This is a genomic window from Eubacterium ramulus ATCC 29099 (assembly GCF_000469345.1).
Classification (GTDB): domain Bacteria; phylum Bacillota; class Clostridia; order Lachnospirales; family Lachnospiraceae; genus Eubacterium_I; species Eubacterium_I ramulus.
In genome coordinates, this window is record NZ_KI271118.1 from 1 (window position 1) to 14,826 (window position 14,826).

The 14,826-nt window shown below is 38.6% G+C and carries 18 protein-coding genes and 2 pseudogenes; 18 read left to right on the forward strand and 2 right to left on the reverse strand.

The annotated features are described in order from the left end of the window. The first annotated feature begins 99 nt into the window (after positions 1-99). The gene (locus HMPREF0373_RS17740; RefSeq protein WP_409337762.1) at positions 100-237 is read left to right on the forward strand and encodes a helix-turn-helix domain-containing protein; all 138 of its coding nucleotides are present in this window, start codon (positions 100-102) and stop codon (positions 235-237) included. Here the strand turns inward: HMPREF0373_RS17740 and HMPREF0373_RS06940 are convergent. Both HMPREF0373_RS06940 and HMPREF0373_RS06945 read right to left on the reverse strand, forming a co-directional pair. Further along, positions 210-1,547 (reverse strand): MATE family efflux transporter, encoded by a 1,338-nt coding sequence (locus tag HMPREF0373_RS06940; RefSeq protein WP_021738959.1) that lies wholly within the window; start codon positions 1,545-1,547, stop codon positions 210-212. The two genes, HMPREF0373_RS17740 and HMPREF0373_RS06940, sit on opposite strands and share 28 nt — an antisense overlap. A gap of 73 nt (positions 1,548-1,620) precedes the next feature. Beyond that, positions 1,621-1,842, reverse strand: a pseudogene (locus HMPREF0373_RS06945) (tRNA (N6-isopentenyl adenosine(37)-C2)-methylthiotransferase MiaB); the annotation flags it as partial. A gap of 258 nt (positions 1,843-2,100) precedes the next feature. On the opposite strand from HMPREF0373_RS06945, the pseudogene HMPREF0373_RS06950 reads away from it, so the two are divergent. From HMPREF0373_RS06950 to HMPREF0373_RS17145, 17 genes and pseudogenes are all read left to right on the forward strand, one after another. After that, positions 2,101-2,367, forward strand: a pseudogene (locus HMPREF0373_RS06950) (Y-family DNA polymerase); the annotation flags it as partial. Between the two features lie 73 nt (positions 2,368-2,440). Next, positions 2,441-2,680: a recombinase family protein gene (locus HMPREF0373_RS06955; RefSeq protein ID WP_021738962.1), complete on the forward strand. Its 240-nt coding sequence runs from the start codon at positions 2,441-2,443 to the stop codon at positions 2,678-2,680. A gap of 241 nt (positions 2,681-2,921) precedes the next feature. Then, positions 2,922-4,175 carry an ATP-binding protein gene (locus HMPREF0373_RS06960; RefSeq protein WP_044963313.1) on the forward strand — a complete coding sequence of 418 codons (1,254 nt, stop codon included), beginning with the start codon at positions 2,922-2,924 and terminating at the stop codon, positions 4,173-4,175. A 334-nt stretch (positions 4,176-4,509) separates the two neighbouring features. Next, positions 4,510-5,469, forward strand: coding sequence for a hypothetical protein (locus tag HMPREF0373_RS06965; protein WP_021738964.1), 960 nt, complete (start codon positions 4,510-4,512; stop codon positions 5,467-5,469). Continuing rightward, positions 5,454-5,660, forward strand: coding sequence for a hypothetical protein (locus HMPREF0373_RS16425; protein WP_021738965.1), 207 nt, complete (start codon positions 5,454-5,456; stop codon positions 5,658-5,660). The genes HMPREF0373_RS06965 and HMPREF0373_RS16425 overlap by 16 nt, the downstream gene beginning before the upstream one ends. A 114-nt stretch (positions 5,661-5,774) precedes the next feature. Next, positions 5,775-7,145: an SNF2-related protein gene (locus tag HMPREF0373_RS06975; protein WP_044963316.1), complete on the forward strand. Its 1,371-nt coding sequence runs from the start codon at positions 5,775-5,777 to the stop codon at positions 7,143-7,145. Continuing rightward, positions 7,135-7,380, forward strand: coding sequence for a hypothetical protein (locus tag HMPREF0373_RS06980; protein WP_021738968.1), 246 nt, complete (start codon positions 7,135-7,137; stop codon positions 7,378-7,380). Before HMPREF0373_RS06975 ends, HMPREF0373_RS06980 begins: the two co-directional genes overlap by 11 nt. Positions 7,381-7,412: 32 nt before the next feature. After that, positions 7,413-7,829 carry a DUF1492 domain-containing protein gene (locus HMPREF0373_RS06985; protein WP_021738969.1) on the forward strand — a complete coding sequence of 139 codons (417 nt, stop codon included), beginning with the start codon at positions 7,413-7,415 and terminating at the stop codon, positions 7,827-7,829. A gap of 124 nt (positions 7,830-7,953) precedes the next feature. Next, positions 7,954-8,313 (forward strand): HNH endonuclease, encoded by a 360-nt coding sequence (locus HMPREF0373_RS06990; protein WP_044963318.1) that lies wholly within the window; start codon positions 7,954-7,956, stop codon positions 8,311-8,313. Between the two features lie 237 nt (positions 8,314-8,550). Further along, positions 8,551-8,925, forward strand: a complete 375-nt coding sequence (locus HMPREF0373_RS06995) for a helix-turn-helix domain-containing protein (RefSeq protein WP_021738971.1) — start codon at positions 8,551-8,553, stop codon at positions 8,923-8,925. Beyond that, complete coding sequence (locus HMPREF0373_RS07000; protein ID WP_021738972.1) at positions 8,925-9,746, forward strand: ImmA/IrrE family metallo-endopeptidase; 822 nt, start codon at positions 8,925-8,927, stop codon at positions 9,744-9,746. Before HMPREF0373_RS06995 ends, HMPREF0373_RS07000 begins: the two co-directional genes overlap by 1 nt. Before the next feature lie 9 nt (positions 9,747-9,755). Continuing rightward, complete coding sequence (locus HMPREF0373_RS07005; RefSeq protein ID WP_021738973.1) at positions 9,756-10,565, forward strand: hypothetical protein; 810 nt, start codon at positions 9,756-9,758, stop codon at positions 10,563-10,565. A 157-nt stretch (positions 10,566-10,722) separates the two neighbouring features. Then, positions 10,723-10,893, forward strand: a complete 171-nt coding sequence (locus HMPREF0373_RS17850) for a hypothetical protein (protein WP_457851863.1) — start codon at positions 10,723-10,725, stop codon at positions 10,891-10,893. Positions 10,894-11,193: 300 nt separating this feature from the next. Then, positions 11,194-11,403, forward strand: coding sequence for an excisionase (locus tag HMPREF0373_RS07010; protein WP_044963320.1), 210 nt, complete (start codon positions 11,194-11,196; stop codon positions 11,401-11,403). 109 nt (positions 11,404-11,512) lie between these two features. Then, positions 11,513-11,641, forward strand: a complete 129-nt coding sequence (locus HMPREF0373_RS17500) for a hypothetical protein (protein WP_278244319.1) — start codon at positions 11,513-11,515, stop codon at positions 11,639-11,641. 80 nt (positions 11,642-11,721) lie between these two features. Continuing rightward, positions 11,722-13,002 (forward strand): site-specific integrase, encoded by a 1,281-nt coding sequence (locus tag HMPREF0373_RS07020; RefSeq protein WP_021738978.1) that lies wholly within the window; start codon positions 11,722-11,724, stop codon positions 13,000-13,002. A gap of 146 nt (positions 13,003-13,148) precedes the next feature. Beyond that, positions 13,149-14,522, forward strand: a complete 1,374-nt coding sequence (locus HMPREF0373_RS17145) for an endonuclease/exonuclease/phosphatase family protein (RefSeq protein WP_021738979.1) — start codon at positions 13,149-13,151, stop codon at positions 14,520-14,522. Positions 14,523-14,826: the final 304 nt, after the last annotated feature.

Genomic DNA, 14,826 nt, shown 5'->3' on the forward strand with positions numbered 1-14,826 from the left:
AGAGGTTTACACAGAATAATTTACACTACCAAAATCTTATTAAACAGTGAGGTACTTGAATATCTGAATCAGGTACGTATCCGATCAGCATGCGACCTTCTGTGCAATACGGATCGCAGTATCTCCGACATTGCTTTCGATACCGGATTTCATAACCTTTCAAATTTCAATCGACAGTTTCGCACCAAGGTAGGATGTTCTCCTCAGACTTACCGAAAAGAATCCGTTCTTTCCTGATAGATCCAGTAAGTGATCATCAACATGATCCAGGCGCCGATCCAGGCAGATACTTCTGCCAGAGCAACACCACGAAAAGCCAGATATGGAGTCAGCAGCTTTACCATGACCACTCGAAGAGACACTTCCAGGACTCCTGAAAGCATCGGAACAAACGTATGTCCCATGCCCTGACACCCGTTGCGGAACACAAACAGCCATCCCAGAGGAAACAGACAGATGCCTGTAACCGCCAGAAAATCTCTTGTGTAAGAAATAATCGACGTATCATTCAACATGAAAGAAGTCAGAAACTCAGGAATACACAGCAACATCAAAGCCAGTGGAATATTTATCAGGATCGTCAGGATAACTCCTTCCCGGATACCGGTACGTATCCGCTCCTTTTTTCCGGCACCATAATTCTGTCCCACAAAAGTAAGAAGTGCCAGGCCCACTGTATTTGCCGGCTGTTCAAAAAGACTGAGGATCTTGGTGCATGCCGCATAGGCAGCCACATAGCTTGTTCCCATATTGTTGACAAATGTCTGCAATACCATTCCACCCACTGCAGTGACAGAATTCATAACGGCAACAGGCAGACCTTTCAATGTCAGTCTTTTGATGATTACACTCTGTGGTTTCCAGTCCGTTTTTTTCGGGATCAGATTTTTTTCCCTTCCTATGTAGTAACAGCAGTAAAGCGCAGACAGAACCTGTGCCAGAACAGTGGCTAACGCTGCGCCAAAAACACCCATATGCAGCGGAAAAACGAATAACAGATCCATCAGAACATTAGCAATGGCGGAAATTATCATTGCAACCAGAGGCACCCGGCTGTTTCCGACGGAACGCAGAAGTGTCATGGCAAAATTATTAAAAATTGTAATGGTGGTTCCCGCAAGAATTGTTCCGAAATATTGCAGTGTTTCCGTCATCAGATCTTCCGGTGTATGGAGAAATGTAAATAATTGCCGCATGAAGGCCAGACTTACCACTGTGATCACAATCCCAATAGCCAGACAGATCCAGACAGACATTGCCAGCTCCTTACGAAGTTTTTCATAATTGCCACTTCCAAAAGACTGAGAAATACAGATTCCCAATCCTCCTGTCAGCCCAATTGCGAAACCAATGATCAGAAAATGTACGGAACTGGTATTTCCGACTGCTGCAAGTGCCGTATCGCCAATTCCTTTTCCCACCACCATAGAGTCTGCAAAGCTGTATAACTGCTGAAACAGATTTCCTGCCAGGATCGGCAGAAAAAACTGTACCAGTAAACGCATGCAGTTTCCCTGCGTCATATCATTTGTCGTGTTCTTACCCATTATGTTACCTCCTGATGTCTAAACGGTACTCTCCAAATACTGTCTGCTTTTAGCCAGTATTTTACTACTGAAATACTTCCTGTACCCTTTCCTCAAAACGGGAAGAACGTTCTCGTGCAATTTCCTGCACCTGCGCTAAAAGACGGTCAAAACGATCTTTTACAACCTCTTCCGGCACCTGATTCTCTTTTGCCGCTGCAGGTGTTCCGCTTCTTTTGGAATAAATAAAGGTAAATGCGCTGTCATATCCCACTTTTCCGACTACATCCATGGTCTCTAGAAAGTCTTCTCGGGTGCAAGATGACCTACATTGGAGCTTTCTTTTTTTGTTTTCTACTAGTACTTCTCCGAAAGCACGCATATGTTCGCCTCATTTCTTTTTGATTTTTCTATATGCATTATAACCCGAATAAAATCAAAAACCAAGAAAAATCTCCATATCGGAGATAATACGACCAAGATGTCGCTTAACTATCTCCAATGCGAAGATATATACTAAGCATACAGAAATTGATAAGACAATTAACAAAACAGAGAGAAGGTGGTGGAGTTAATGGGAGACAGGACAATTCTTCACAGCGATATGAATTCATTTTATGCAAGTGTGGAAATGCTGCATCATCCGGAATTTGCCGGAATGCCCCTTGCAGTTGGCGGTGATCCGGAAGCCAGGCATGGAATTGTGTTGACAGCAAATTATATTGCAAAGCAAAAAGGTGTAAAGACCGGAATGGCATTATGGCAGGCAAAACAGATTTGTCCGGAAATCATTTTTGTGCCACCACGAATGGACTTGTATTTGAGATTTTCACAGATGGCAAGGCATAGATAACTGAATACAATAAAGAGATGAAAGGCTGGAAGTTGATCCGGAAGCTGCAAAAGTTGTGAAAATGATTTTTCAGATGGCAGTAGAGGGAACAAGTTTTGCAGATATTACAAGGGAATTGAACAGACAGGCGATTGCCACTTGTGATGAGCAGAAATTATCAAGAGGGGATCAGGTGCAGTTCCAGAGGTTTGACACGATCAAAAAGAAACACTGGAGTGCTACGACAGTAGCGGCAATTGTCCGGGATGAGATTTATATTGGAACCAGAATCTGGGGCAAAACACGTTGCAGCAACGTTTAAAGTATGGCGAGAAAGACTTGATTTTGTAGGATTTTCTAGATAGAAACAAATAATTTACACCTTATTTATACCTTTGGAAGATCGAATCGGAATAATTAAAAAAGTTGTCATAATTCAGTTGGTCAAAAAATAATACTACACTCAAAATCAATTAAAAAATCAATCGTAAAAAAATACGATTGATTTTTGGCGCATTTTTGCATATAATATAATCATTATGGTTGGAAAGGGAACGATTACTATGCGTGAAACAAGAATATTAGAATTCAAGGAAACGATTACGAATACTTTTTTGAAAACAGTTAGTGCCTTTTCGAATTACAATGGTGGAACAATTCTTTTTGGGGTTGATGATAATGGAAAAGTGAAAGGATTGCCAGATGTAAAACAGGCCTGTCTGGATATCGAAAATAAAATCAATGACAGTATATTACCTCAACCAAACTATACACTTGAAATACAGAACAATGACCAGACGATAAAACTTACTGTAAAAAGTGGTCTTCAAAAACCGTATTTATATAAATCAAAAGCATACAAACGAAATGATACAGCAACGATAGAGGTAGATACATTGGAATTTTCAAGGCTTGTATTAGATGGAAAAAATATTAGCTTCGAAGAATTACCTTGTAAAGAGCAGGAGCTATCTTTTGAAATTTTACAGTGTAAACTGAAAGAAAATATTTACATTGAAACTTTCAATCAAGATACTTTAAAGACATTGAACCTGTATGACAATATAAATGGTTATAATAATGCAGCGGGACTTTTGGCAGATAAAAATCATTTTTCAGGAATTGATATTGTTAAGTTCGGTGAGAATATCAGTATTATTCAAAAAAGAGTAACGTTTGAACATATATCGGTTTTAGAAATATATGAAAAAGCACTTGCTGTATTTAGAGATTATTACCAATATGAAGTAATACAGGGGGCTGACAGAAAGATGGTAGAGAAAATACCGGAAGCAGCTTTCAGAGAAGCAATTGCAAATGCTTTGATTCATAGGGTATGGGATATTAATTCACACATCAGAGTTTCTATGTTTGATGATAGAATAGAAGTGGTGTCTCCTGGTGGATTGCCGGCTGGAATAACGGCAGAAGAATATTTATCAGGTAAACTATCTATTTTAAGAAATAGAAATCTTGCAAATGTATTTTACAGATTGGGATTAGTAGAGATATTTGGAACAGGAATTACACGAATCAAACAACTATATGCAGAGAGTTTGATAAAACCAGAATTTGAAGTGTCAGAAAATGCTATAAAAATTGTACTACCGATATTTGAAACGAATGTCAATTTAACCGAAGACGAAAAAGTGATTTACAAATTTTTAAGTAAGACGATGCTGAAACCAATAAGTGAAATTGCACCATATGTCCCATTTGGCAAATCAAAAACAACACAATTACTGAAAGCTATGGAGAAAAAGGGTGTGATTGCAGTTGAAGGAAAAGGCAGAGGAACAAAATATATCATTAAGTGATTGAGAACATAGCGGGTTCAAATCACACAATCTTTCAATAACACAAGGAGAAAATCATATGATAAAAATTTTATTTTTATGCCACGGCAGTGTTTAAGGGACGGGGCAAAAGTCTTGATTTTATTGGGGTTCTTGGATGGAAACGTAGAATTTACACCTTATTTACACCTTTGGAAGATCGGATCGGTATAGTTAGAATAGGAAGGCGTGAGATGAATCTTACGTCTTTTTTCTTGGAGTTTATGTAAGCATATATTACTTGAAAAATCAAATAATATATGATAAATTATAAATGTGACGTAAAAAGAGTCACGCTTATAAAAAGGTGATTAATATGAAAGAATTTTTGGAAAAAACATTACGGCAAAATGTAATAATGACGGAGAATAAAGAGGTGTATAAAAAGCTCCCGTTAGCATATCGTGGAAGATATGATATTTTTACGGTAGAGACGAATGGTGTATTATGGATGGCTATTCATCCCAAAGATAATGTCGGACTTGTTATGTTACGTAGAGACAGAGCTGGCGTGGAAAAAATGACAGGATTAAATTGTGCAATATTTCTTGATCGAACAACATTTTATATAAAAGAAAAGATGATGGAAGAAGGAATTCCTTTTGTAATAGAAGGAAAGCAGGTATTTCTTCCATTTATTGGATATTTGTTGAGTAAGGAAAATGAAAGAGAATTGGCACCAGTTTATCTGATTTCATTTTTGACGCAAAAAATGCTTCTGATGGCTATTTATGAACGATGGAATGAAGTGAAAGTATCTGATGCAGCAAAACGAATAGGAGTGTCAACAAAATCTGCAAGCCGGTGTTTTGATGAACTGGAATATTTAAATATTGATGTGTTGGGCATGAAAGGTAAATCAAGAGTAATAAATATTCCGAATGACCGAAAACAAGTATGGCAGCAAATTGAAAATGTATTAAGAAATCCGGTGATTCGAAGATTTGTTCTGAGAGAAGATATGAAACTAGAAAAGAAAGCAGGTATTTCTGCTTTGTGTGAGTATTCTCTTTTGTCAGATAATGTTTATCCTACTTATGCAGTAACAAAGAAAGAGTTGAAAGATAGTGCAGTGAAAGTGGAAAAACAAGTGAGTGAATTGGAAGAAATTGGCTGTGTTGTTTTGGAACTGGGATATTTTATTGATTTTTTAGGAAAAGGATTTCAAGATCCTTTGAGCGTAGTATTGTCACTTACAGGAGAAGAGCAAGAAGAGGAACGGGTAGATATTTCTATTAATGAGATGTTGGAGGAATATGTATGGTCAAAGGATTAGATACATTTCAGAAGTACTTTGCAGATTATGAAGAACAGTATGTTTTAATAGGTGGCGCAGCCTGTGATATTCTATTTGAAAGCAAGTTAAAAAGCTTGGTGGCTTGTGTGAGAAGTGGAATTCCGGTTCATCGGGCTGGCCCGACCGACTTGTTTTATTACCTGATGGGAAATTTGGGTTGGTGGAAGTGAAGGCGTCAGGAAAGAAACCAAGAGTTTTACAGGAGCACAGGCATGACCAACTAAGGTCTCTTGGATATAAAGTATTCGTCTTGGATGATGCAGGACAGATTGGAGGGATTCTTGATGGAATACAAACCGCATGATTATCAGCAGTTTGCAATCAATTATATATTAGAACACCCGATAGCAGCCGTGATACTTGGGATGGGACTTGGTAAGACCAGTATTACGTTGACAGCTATTGAACAGCTTATTTATGACAGCTTTGAAGTAAGTAAGGTTTTGGTGGTGGCGCCACTTCGAGTTGCAAGAAATACCTGGAGTGATGAGATTCATAAGTGGAATCATCTGAAACACCTGAGATATTCCATTGTTCTTGGTTCAGCAGCAGAGCGGAAAAAGGCTTTGGAGGCGGATGCAGATATTTACATTATTAACCGTGAAAATCTGCAGTGGTTGATTGAACAAAGTGGAGTGAATTTTTTCTGGGATATGGTAGTTCTGGATGAGCTATCCAGCTTTAAGAATTGGAACTGTAAACGCTTTAAGGCATTTATGAAGGTTCGGCCAAATGTGAAAAGGGTAATCGGGCTCACTGGTACACCTTCCAGCAATGGACTGATGGATCTGTTTGCAGAATTCAAATGTCTGGATATGGGAGAAAGACTTGGAAGATTTATCAGCCAGTATCGTGTGAATTATTTTGTGCCAGACAGGATGAATGGTCCGATTGTTTATTCTTATAAGGTAAGAAATGGAGCTGAGGAACAGATTTATGAGAAGATTTCCGATATCACGATTTCTATGAAAGCCTTGGATCATTTACAGATGCCGGAGTTTATCAGTAATGAATATCCGGTTTATATGAATGATGAGGAAGCGAAGCTTTATGCGGACATGGAAGAGGATTTATTTATTCCTTTGAAAAAGGGAGAGATTACAGCAGCAAATGCAGCGGCTCTTTCCGGGAAGCTTCTTCAGATGGCAAATGGCGCTGTGTATTCCGATGATGGCGATGAGATTGTAATCCATGATCAGAAGCTGGATGCCCTTGAAGATATGATTGAAGCAGCAAATGGCAGACCTGTTATGGTGGCTTACTGGTTCAAACATGATTTATCAAGGATTATGCGAAGACTTACTGAGAAAAAGATTCCTTTTGAAAAATTGGATTCTGAGGAAAGCATCAGAAAATGGAATCGCGGGGAGCTGCAGGTGGCGTTAATACATCCAGCTTCTGCCGGGCATGGTTTGAATCTGCAATCAGGTGGAAATATGCTGATTTGGTTTGGACTTACCTGGAGTCTGGAACTATATCAACAGACGGTGGCAAGGCTTTGGAGACAAGGACAGACTTCGGAGACGGTGGTGGTTCAGCATATTATTACTGCTGGAACAATAGATGAGGATGTTATGAAGGCTTTAGCAAGTAAGGATATGACACAAAATAGATTGATTGCTGCAGTAAAAGCGAGGGTAACACATGGCAGGTAAGAACCAATTTGAAGACCCATATGAAAGACTTGCGAATGCGATTATCCTGAGTGCGGTTGCTGATTACAGAGCCGCACTCAAAAAGGTAAAGCGCAATCCAAAAAGCAAGGCGGCAATAGATGAAGCGTTACAGATTGAGAAGTTTTTCAGAAGTTCGTGGTATCAACAGCTGACTTCGGTTGCTGGAGAATTCTTAATCCGTAAGCTTCAGGACGAAATAAGACAATCAGAGTAAATCCGAGGGAAATAACTTTTCGGAGGTGGCTTATGACAGCTAAAGAGTATTTGAAGCAGGCATATCTGTTGGATAAGCAGATACAGGTTGAGGTTAAGGAACTGGAACAGCTTCGTGAGATGAGAGGTACAATTCAGGGATGTTCTTATGGAGAAAAGATTGGTACCAATCCGAATAGAAATCTGGAAGCGCCGTTTATAAAGACCATTGAAAAGATATGGGATTATGAGCAGAGGATTGATGCACAGATAAACAGATTGGTAGACCTACGTTCAGAAATCAATGCGGCGATTGAAAGTATGGAGAACCCAGAGGAAAGACTTCTTTTGAAATATCGTTATCTGAAAAACGAGAGTTGGGAAGATATTTCCTACGAGCTTAATGTGTCATACAGAACTGTGCATCGTATTCATGCATCGTCACTAAATAATTTTGTTGTACCGGAATAAGGTTGGCACACTTTGTCCCAACATGGCATAAGCATATATGTTAATATGATAGTGTCGAAAGTAGGACAAAACGAAGAGCCTTGAGGGAGCAATCCTTCAGGGTTCAAATTAGTAGGAGGTGCGTATGCCAAGAAGACCGAACATACCGTGTAAACATCCTGGCTGTGCAGCACTTATTCCGCATGGTCAGATGTATTGCGAGGAACATAAGCCTTTACACACAAAGGACAGAGCCCATGCAGCAGAGCGTGGTTATGGTGCTAAGTGGCAGCGTGAGAGAAGGAAGTTCTTAGAGAGCAATCCATTCTGTGTGAAGTGTTATGAGGAAGGTCATATTACTATGGCTACCGTCGTGGATCATATCGTTCCGCATCGTGGAGACCAGAAACTCTTCTGGGATCGTGGGAACTGGCAGCCTTTATGTGAGCATCATCATAATGTAAAGACAATGACGGAAGATAGATATGTGGAATACAAGTTTTGAGAGTGAGGGTAGGGGGTATTTGAATCTCTACAGCCCTTATGCTCCAAGACCGGCGCCCCCTTTTCTGTACAAAATCGCGAAATGGAAGAGGGGGGGTATCGTAGAATTGCAGTAACTGAAATGGAAACTAAATGAATAAAATGATATAAAATGGTAACTATAATATTGACTTTAATTCGTGTGTGACATATAATAAGCATGAGGTAGAATGACTTTTGTTGATTGGAGGAAGTTAATATGTTTGATGTGAATTCCATGATAGCTGCAAATATTGTAGCAATTCTTAAAAAACAGAATAGAAAACAAATAGATTTGGCAGGGGCATTGCAGACAAATAAACAGACAATAAGTAAGATGCTTAATGGTTCAAGAATGATTAATGCGATAGAACTGAAGCGTATCGCAGAGTTCCTGGGTGTTAAGATGGAAGAACTTACCAAGCTTCAGGGAGATTCTGTTGATACAGATATTGTTCATGCGTTCATGGGAAAAGTTGAATCAGAGGAAGCTAAAGAAGCACTTAATATTGCTGATAAGCTTTCAAACATGATTCTTTTCCATAGTCGAGTTAGAGATAATGGTATGGCTATGATGAAACCTTGGGAGGCATAATGGGAGATACTTTTTTTGAAAACTTGTTTTATAAGCAAGAGAAGCAATTTGAAAAAATAAATGATTTATCAAAGGCTTTTGCTGTAAATTACTGTGGAAATACCATTATTAGAGAATCTATTTTTGGCATAGTTTCAAATTATGCACGTAAGAGGGAACTGGCTCTTGAAGTGCTTCGTTATCCATTTAGGGATGATGAATTATGGGCGTTTACCTTTGTGAAGAAGGGTACGATTTTCTTGTGTGTGAATACAGAACTGCCAATGTGTAAGCAGATTTTTGCAACGGCACATGAGTTATATCATATTCATTGCTATGCAGAGGATATTAATACCAGCACTATTACATCAGGTTCTTTATTGGATTCAAAAACGGTTGATGAAGTAGCAGCTACGCAGGAAGATCTTGAAGCAAATGCTTTTGCAGGGTTGCTTTTGATGCCGGATGCCAGTGTGATAGAACAGTTTAAGATGTTTGGAATCTCAAAAGAGAATATGGGGATTGATGATGTGCTGATTCTTATGGATTTGTTTGCGCTTCCTTACAAAGCAGTTGTATTGCGCTTAGTAGAGAGCGGTGTGATTACAGAAGAGAAGGCCAGAAATCTTTATCAAGAAAAAAGTGAAAGCATTGCAATCAGAATTGAATTGACTGGAAAAGCAGAACAGTGGCAGCAGAATAGTGGAAGTTTACTCCGCTATGGAAGTTTGTTGGATAATCTGGCTTTTAACTCTGAACACGAATTACTTGTGGATAGTAGAGAGGAATCTGATAGGGCATACTTGGAAAAAATCGGAAAGGAATTTCGGAATCGAAAATAAGGTGAGTATATGGCAAATGAAAAATATGCCTTGCTGGATACTGACTTTATATCCAAGATGCATTTGATACGCAAGGATGATCATAATAAATTAATAGACAAAATTATGGCAATGCCAGGTTATTGCTTTTATTGTCATAAACAGATTCAAGTAGAAATCATGCGTCACAATATAGCTGGGGCACCAGAATGGTTTCAGTCGAAAATTGAATCAAAATCAATATGTATGTATGACGATGAAATGATACTGGATGAATTATCAGGAGTCTATGGTGAATGGGCTATCAGCGCATATGCAGGAATGCTTAAAACTGCGTGCGATGCATATAAAGATGGATATTTTGAAGAGAAGTTTGTTCTTGTGTCTCAAATGGACTGCCGCAGTATAAGTAGAGAAGATTTTTTAAAGCAACTGCAAGATGATTGTGACACTATCGGCGAGGGACAAAATCTCGGAGAACTGAAGTCATATGTCTTATTGCAAGTGCTGAATTTGAAGTTCGGTGAACAAATCTATGTCTTTTGTTCTGATGATAAAAATGCCAGAAATGGTGTAATCAGTATAGGCGGAGCTAGATGTATTAGTGTATTGTCATCGTTTGTAAGGCTGAAAAAAGAAATTAGCTTTACGAAAGAGGATGCTATGCCATACATCGATTCTTATATGAATACTTGTTTAGGAAAGGATCAAACAGCATTCAGGGTTCAAGATACTTCAAAAGAGAGGCGAATGTGCAGGATACCATGTGAGCAAGTATTTGAAGAGATATTTGATGGGAAAATAGATGAGTTAATAACTGGAAATTTAAAATACATATAGATATTCATCATGAGGATCGTGTAGAAATACATGGTCCTTTTATTTACACGAGTAGTAAGGAAAATGCCATGCTTGCATGAGCATTTGACGAGCACCGCGATAACCCAAGAAATTGATTTCTTGGGTGTGCAGAAAATTAAGGAAGGAGGGGATTCCAGTGGCAGGAAGAAAGCCAAAGCCTACAGCGGTAAAGAAGCTGGAAGGTAATCCGGGAAAAAGAAAATTGAATACGAAGGAGCCGATTCCGGCAAAGGGAATGGGGCTGAGGTTACTGGTGGAAGTGGTTTGGCTGCAGAGTTTTCTAATGCGGACTGTCCATTCATGGTGAAGGTCAGTATTAATGACTTGAATATCAGAAAGGGCGCCGGGACGAATACGGCGAAGACCGGAAGATATACCGGGAAGGGTGTGTTTACCATGGTATTTAGCTGTATTGGGGGTTAATACCCCGTTTAAATTCGCAGTTTTTGTGCGTGAAGGGGCGGCACCGTTGCCCTGCATAAAAGGTGACAGAGATTCAGACCGCCCCTGGGGGCAAATATCACAGAATCAGAGTAAAAATGACAAAAAAGGAAAAATAGTACAAAGGAGTCAGCTGTGTGACCACCTTGTCGGAAGGAGAGATACTATGAATGCAGAAAGCAATGAAATGCTTCCTGTTAGTGAGAAGTATATGCTCACCATCAAGGAGGCAGCAGCTTATTTTAATATTGGTATAAAGAAACTGAGAAGAATTGCAGAGGATAACCTTGGAACGGTGGCGGTGTACTGTGGAAACCGATTCCTCATTATCCGCCCGAAGTTCGAAGAATTTATTCTTAATTCTTCAGAAATATAGTTCCTTTTATCTGCCGAAAGTAGTTGCTATTACAGGGCATAAGAGCGAACATAGGATGACCCCGAAAACCCTTGAAAACAGCCACTTTTGGCAGAAAGGAAGTACTTTTATGGCAAGACCAAGTTTAGCAGAAAAGGATATTTTGAATCCTTCTGAGGCAATTGAATATTTTGTTCTGAGCCGGAGAAAATTTTATGATTTATTGAATAATACGGATGGAGAAGATTTTCTGGCATAGTACGGAGAACGCAAGCTGATTCTTCGTGTAGCCTTTGAAAGGTATCTGCATAACCATCCAGAACTAAGGAGGCGGGTATAATGGCAAAGGCAGGAAGAGGTCAGACAAGGCGGGATTCCAAACGCAGGGTTCTCAGACCAGGAGAGAGTGTAAGAGCAGATGGAAAATATCAATATAAATATCACATTGATGGAAAACCACACTTTGTATATAGTTGGAAACTGGAACCTACGGACAAACTTCCAAAGGGTAAAAAGCCATGTCTATCGCTTAGGGAACTGGAAAAACAGGTAAACACAGATTTGGATTTGCTTGTAAATATCGTAGACGGACAGATGACGGTCTGTGAACTGGTAGACCGATATTTGAAAACAAAGACCGGAGTAAGGCAAAGTACGAAACAGGGATATGTTACAGTACAGAGATTGCTTGCGAAGGAAACATTTGGCAAAAAGACGATACGAAGTGTGAAAACTTCCGATGCAAAGCTGTTCCTTATAAAATTGCAACAGGAAGATGGGAAAAGCTACAGTTCCATTCATACCATCCGGGGAGTGCTGCGACCAGCCTTTCAGATGGCGGTGGATGATGACATTCTGGTAAAGAATCCATTCGGATTTCAGCTTGCTGGAGTATTGGTAAATGATGCAGTCACAAGAGAGGCAATCACAAAAGACCAGATGAGAAAGTTCCTGAAGTTTGTGCATGACGATGTGGTGTACTGCAAATACTATGAAGTGGTGTACATACTCTTTCATACGGGAATGCGAATATCGGAATTTTGTGGACTGATACTAAAGGACATTGATCTTGAGAACAGAACTGTAAATATCGACCACCAATTGCAGAGAACATCGGATATGCGATACATCATAGAAACTACAAAGACGGATGCCGGAACAAGAGTATTGCCGATTACAGAGGATGTGGCACAGATGTTTCAGGCAATCATCGAGGACAGAAATGCACCGAAAGTAGAGAAATCCATAGACGGCTATAGCGGATTCCTATTCTATGATGATAATGGAATGCCACTTGTGGCAATGCACTGGCAACATCGTTTCAATCATATGGTCGGCAGATACAATGACATCTACCGGGTGCAGATGCCAAACATTACGCCTCATGTATGCCGACACACCTATTGCTCGAATATGGCAAAATCAGGAATGAATCCAAAGACACTGCAGTACCTCATGGGGCATTCGGATATATCGGTCACAATGAATGTGTACACGCATATCGGATTCGATGATGCTGAGGAAGAATTGAAGCGGATGGAAGAGTTTAGGAAGGCACAGGCGGAGGTTGAGCAGACGAAGGAGAAAACGATGTCGCAGAAGATGTTTAAAGTAGTTTAAAATAGAAAAATGGTGACACTCTGGCTTTATGGCTGGGACGTTATTTTTTCAGCTAGTAATAATTGGTATTGATGTAATACTGAAATAATGCTATAGTTAGGGGGGGGTAATAATTAGTATTTATATAACACCGCATAGGAGGGCTTATGGAAAATTTGATTAACATAAAAAGTAATTGGAAGCATTGTACACTCGAATATTTGATAAAAAAATATGATGCATCGCAGGATATGTCTAGAGCTGCAGTTTTCGAAAGGGAGGTTTATGCTGCTAAAGAAGTAAGTGACTGGAAGTGTATTCATAGAATACTTTTTGATTTGAGAAAAGAGGAAGATGCACCTATTTTTACAGGCATGCAAGCGAAGTATAGTGATGATACTGCGCAGATGCTTGAAACGGTGAAAGAAGACATCTTAGTTCAGTTAAAAGATTCTATAAAGATACTGCAAACACAGTATTTAATTCAACTTTTACAAGCAAATTATCTAGAAAAATTGAAACAAAAAAGAATAAAGATTGAAAATGATACAACTTTAGAGGAAGAGAATGTTGATTTGCCAGGAATGGCAAGTATATTTACAGAATTAATGCTTACTAATAAGGAGAGTGATGAATTAAAAAATATAAGAAAAATATTGGTTGATTGGAAGAATTCGATAACAAAGTCAAAATACAGGTATAAAGTAATGGAATGGAATATTAATCAAGCAACCAATAAAAATGGAACAAATAAACTTCCGAACTTGTTAATGAAAGAGATTATAATCCAAAATCCTGATATACTTATTCTTACAGAATTTTCATTTTGTGAAAATGCATCGGAGTTTTTTAAAAAAGTATTTGATGAGAGAAATTACGATTACTATCCTAAAGAAAAGACAAAAAACACAAAAAATAAGCAGAATGAGATACTAATAGCATGGCGAAGAGAATTATTTGATCTGTGCCTTGACAAGTGTATGTATTCTGTTGTCACTTTCGAAAATAACAAACCCAATTTTTTGTTGGTGGATTTAATTGAAAAGAAAACCAGACAGGAATTAGTTGTTGCTGGCGTTAGAATTACAATGGCGGAGAATATTCCTGTAAAAGGAACGGAAGACGAAAAAAAGAAAGCATATCAGAAACAAGCAAATAAGAGATATAAACAAATGCAATATGTATACAAACAATTGGAAAAGTTTGCTAGAGTAATTATGGGCGGTGATTTTAATAATTATCGAAGAAGAACAGAGTTAAAAGACTGGAATATTGGTAGAATATTATGTGATAATCAAGAATATAAAATTTATACTCCTAAAGGTCAAAGTATTAAAGAAAAAAAATCAATAAGAGGAGAAGAATATGAATTTGCAGAAGATCATTTTGTGACAAAAAATTGTGAAATAGATAATGAAGTCTATGATAGGTGTTTCGTGTTTAGGGATGAAAAGTATATAAATGGAGAAGACTTGTCGGATTGGAATTATTTATCGGGATATCCTGATCATGCAATTCTTATAGCAGATTTGCTATTATGATTGTCATAAAATTCTTTAGTAGTAACCCCATCCCGTTTTACTACCATTTCTACTACTAACAGGTAGTAATAACTTGCAAAACTATGCTCTGATTTGCCACAGTCTGCATTTTACGAGCAAATTACAAAACACCCGAAAACCCTTGCAAAACAGGGCATTTCAGGGCAAATCAAGGAGAATTATAACTATGATTAAAGTACTTTTTGTTTGCCACGGCAGTGTTTAAGAGCCGGGGAAAAAGCCTTGATTTTATTGGGTTTCTTGAGTGGAAGGTAAGCGTCAAATAAAACAGTGTATAGAAAAA

What these genes read in the sequence shown, in the direction of transcription:
- HMPREF0373_RS06995 (WP_021738971.1), top strand. Translation starts at nt 8,551, where the DNA reads ATGTTTGATGTGAATTCCATGATAGCTGCAAATATTGTAGCAATTCTT.
- HMPREF0373_RS07020 (WP_021738978.1), top strand. Translation starts at nt 11,722, where the DNA reads ATGGCAAAGGCAGGAAGAGGTCAGACAAGGCGGGATTCCAAACGCAGG.
- HMPREF0373_RS06940 (WP_021738959.1), bottom strand. Translation starts at nt 1,547, where the DNA reads ATGGGTAAGAACACGACAAATGATATGACGCAGGGAAACTGCATGCGT.
- HMPREF0373_RS17145 (WP_021738979.1), top strand. Translation starts at nt 13,149, where the DNA reads ATGGAAAATTTGATTAACATAAAAAGTAATTGGAAGCATTGTACACTC.
- HMPREF0373_RS06985 (WP_021738969.1), top strand. Translation starts at nt 7,413, where the DNA reads ATGACAGCTAAAGAGTATTTGAAGCAGGCATATCTGTTGGATAAGCAG.
- HMPREF0373_RS06990 (WP_044963318.1), top strand. Translation starts at nt 7,954, where the DNA reads ATGCCAAGAAGACCGAACATACCGTGTAAACATCCTGGCTGTGCAGCA.
- HMPREF0373_RS06975 (WP_044963316.1), top strand. Translation starts at nt 5,775, where the DNA reads ATGGAATACAAACCGCATGATTATCAGCAGTTTGCAATCAATTATATA.
- HMPREF0373_RS06965 (WP_021738964.1), top strand. Translation starts at nt 4,510, where the DNA reads ATGAAAGAATTTTTGGAAAAAACATTACGGCAAAATGTAATAATGACG.
- HMPREF0373_RS06960 (WP_044963313.1), top strand. Translation starts at nt 2,922, where the DNA reads ATGCGTGAAACAAGAATATTAGAATTCAAGGAAACGATTACGAATACT.
- HMPREF0373_RS06955 (WP_021738962.1), top strand. Translation starts at nt 2,441, where the DNA reads ATGATTTTTCAGATGGCAGTAGAGGGAACAAGTTTTGCAGATATTACA.
- HMPREF0373_RS07000 (WP_021738972.1), top strand. Translation starts at nt 8,925, where the DNA reads ATGGGAGATACTTTTTTTGAAAACTTGTTTTATAAGCAAGAGAAGCAA.
- HMPREF0373_RS07010 (WP_044963320.1), top strand. Translation starts at nt 11,194, where the DNA reads ATGAATGCAGAAAGCAATGAAATGCTTCCTGTTAGTGAGAAGTATATG.
- HMPREF0373_RS17500 (WP_278244319.1), top strand. Translation starts at nt 11,513, where the DNA reads ATGGCAAGACCAAGTTTAGCAGAAAAGGATATTTTGAATCCTTCTGAG.
- HMPREF0373_RS07005 (WP_021738973.1), top strand. Translation starts at nt 9,756, where the DNA reads ATGGCAAATGAAAAATATGCCTTGCTGGATACTGACTTTATATCCAAG.
- HMPREF0373_RS16425 (WP_021738965.1), top strand. Translation starts at nt 5,454, where the DNA reads ATGGTCAAAGGATTAGATACATTTCAGAAGTACTTTGCAGATTATGAA.
- HMPREF0373_RS06980 (WP_021738968.1), top strand. Translation starts at nt 7,135, where the DNA reads ATGGCAGGTAAGAACCAATTTGAAGACCCATATGAAAGACTTGCGAAT.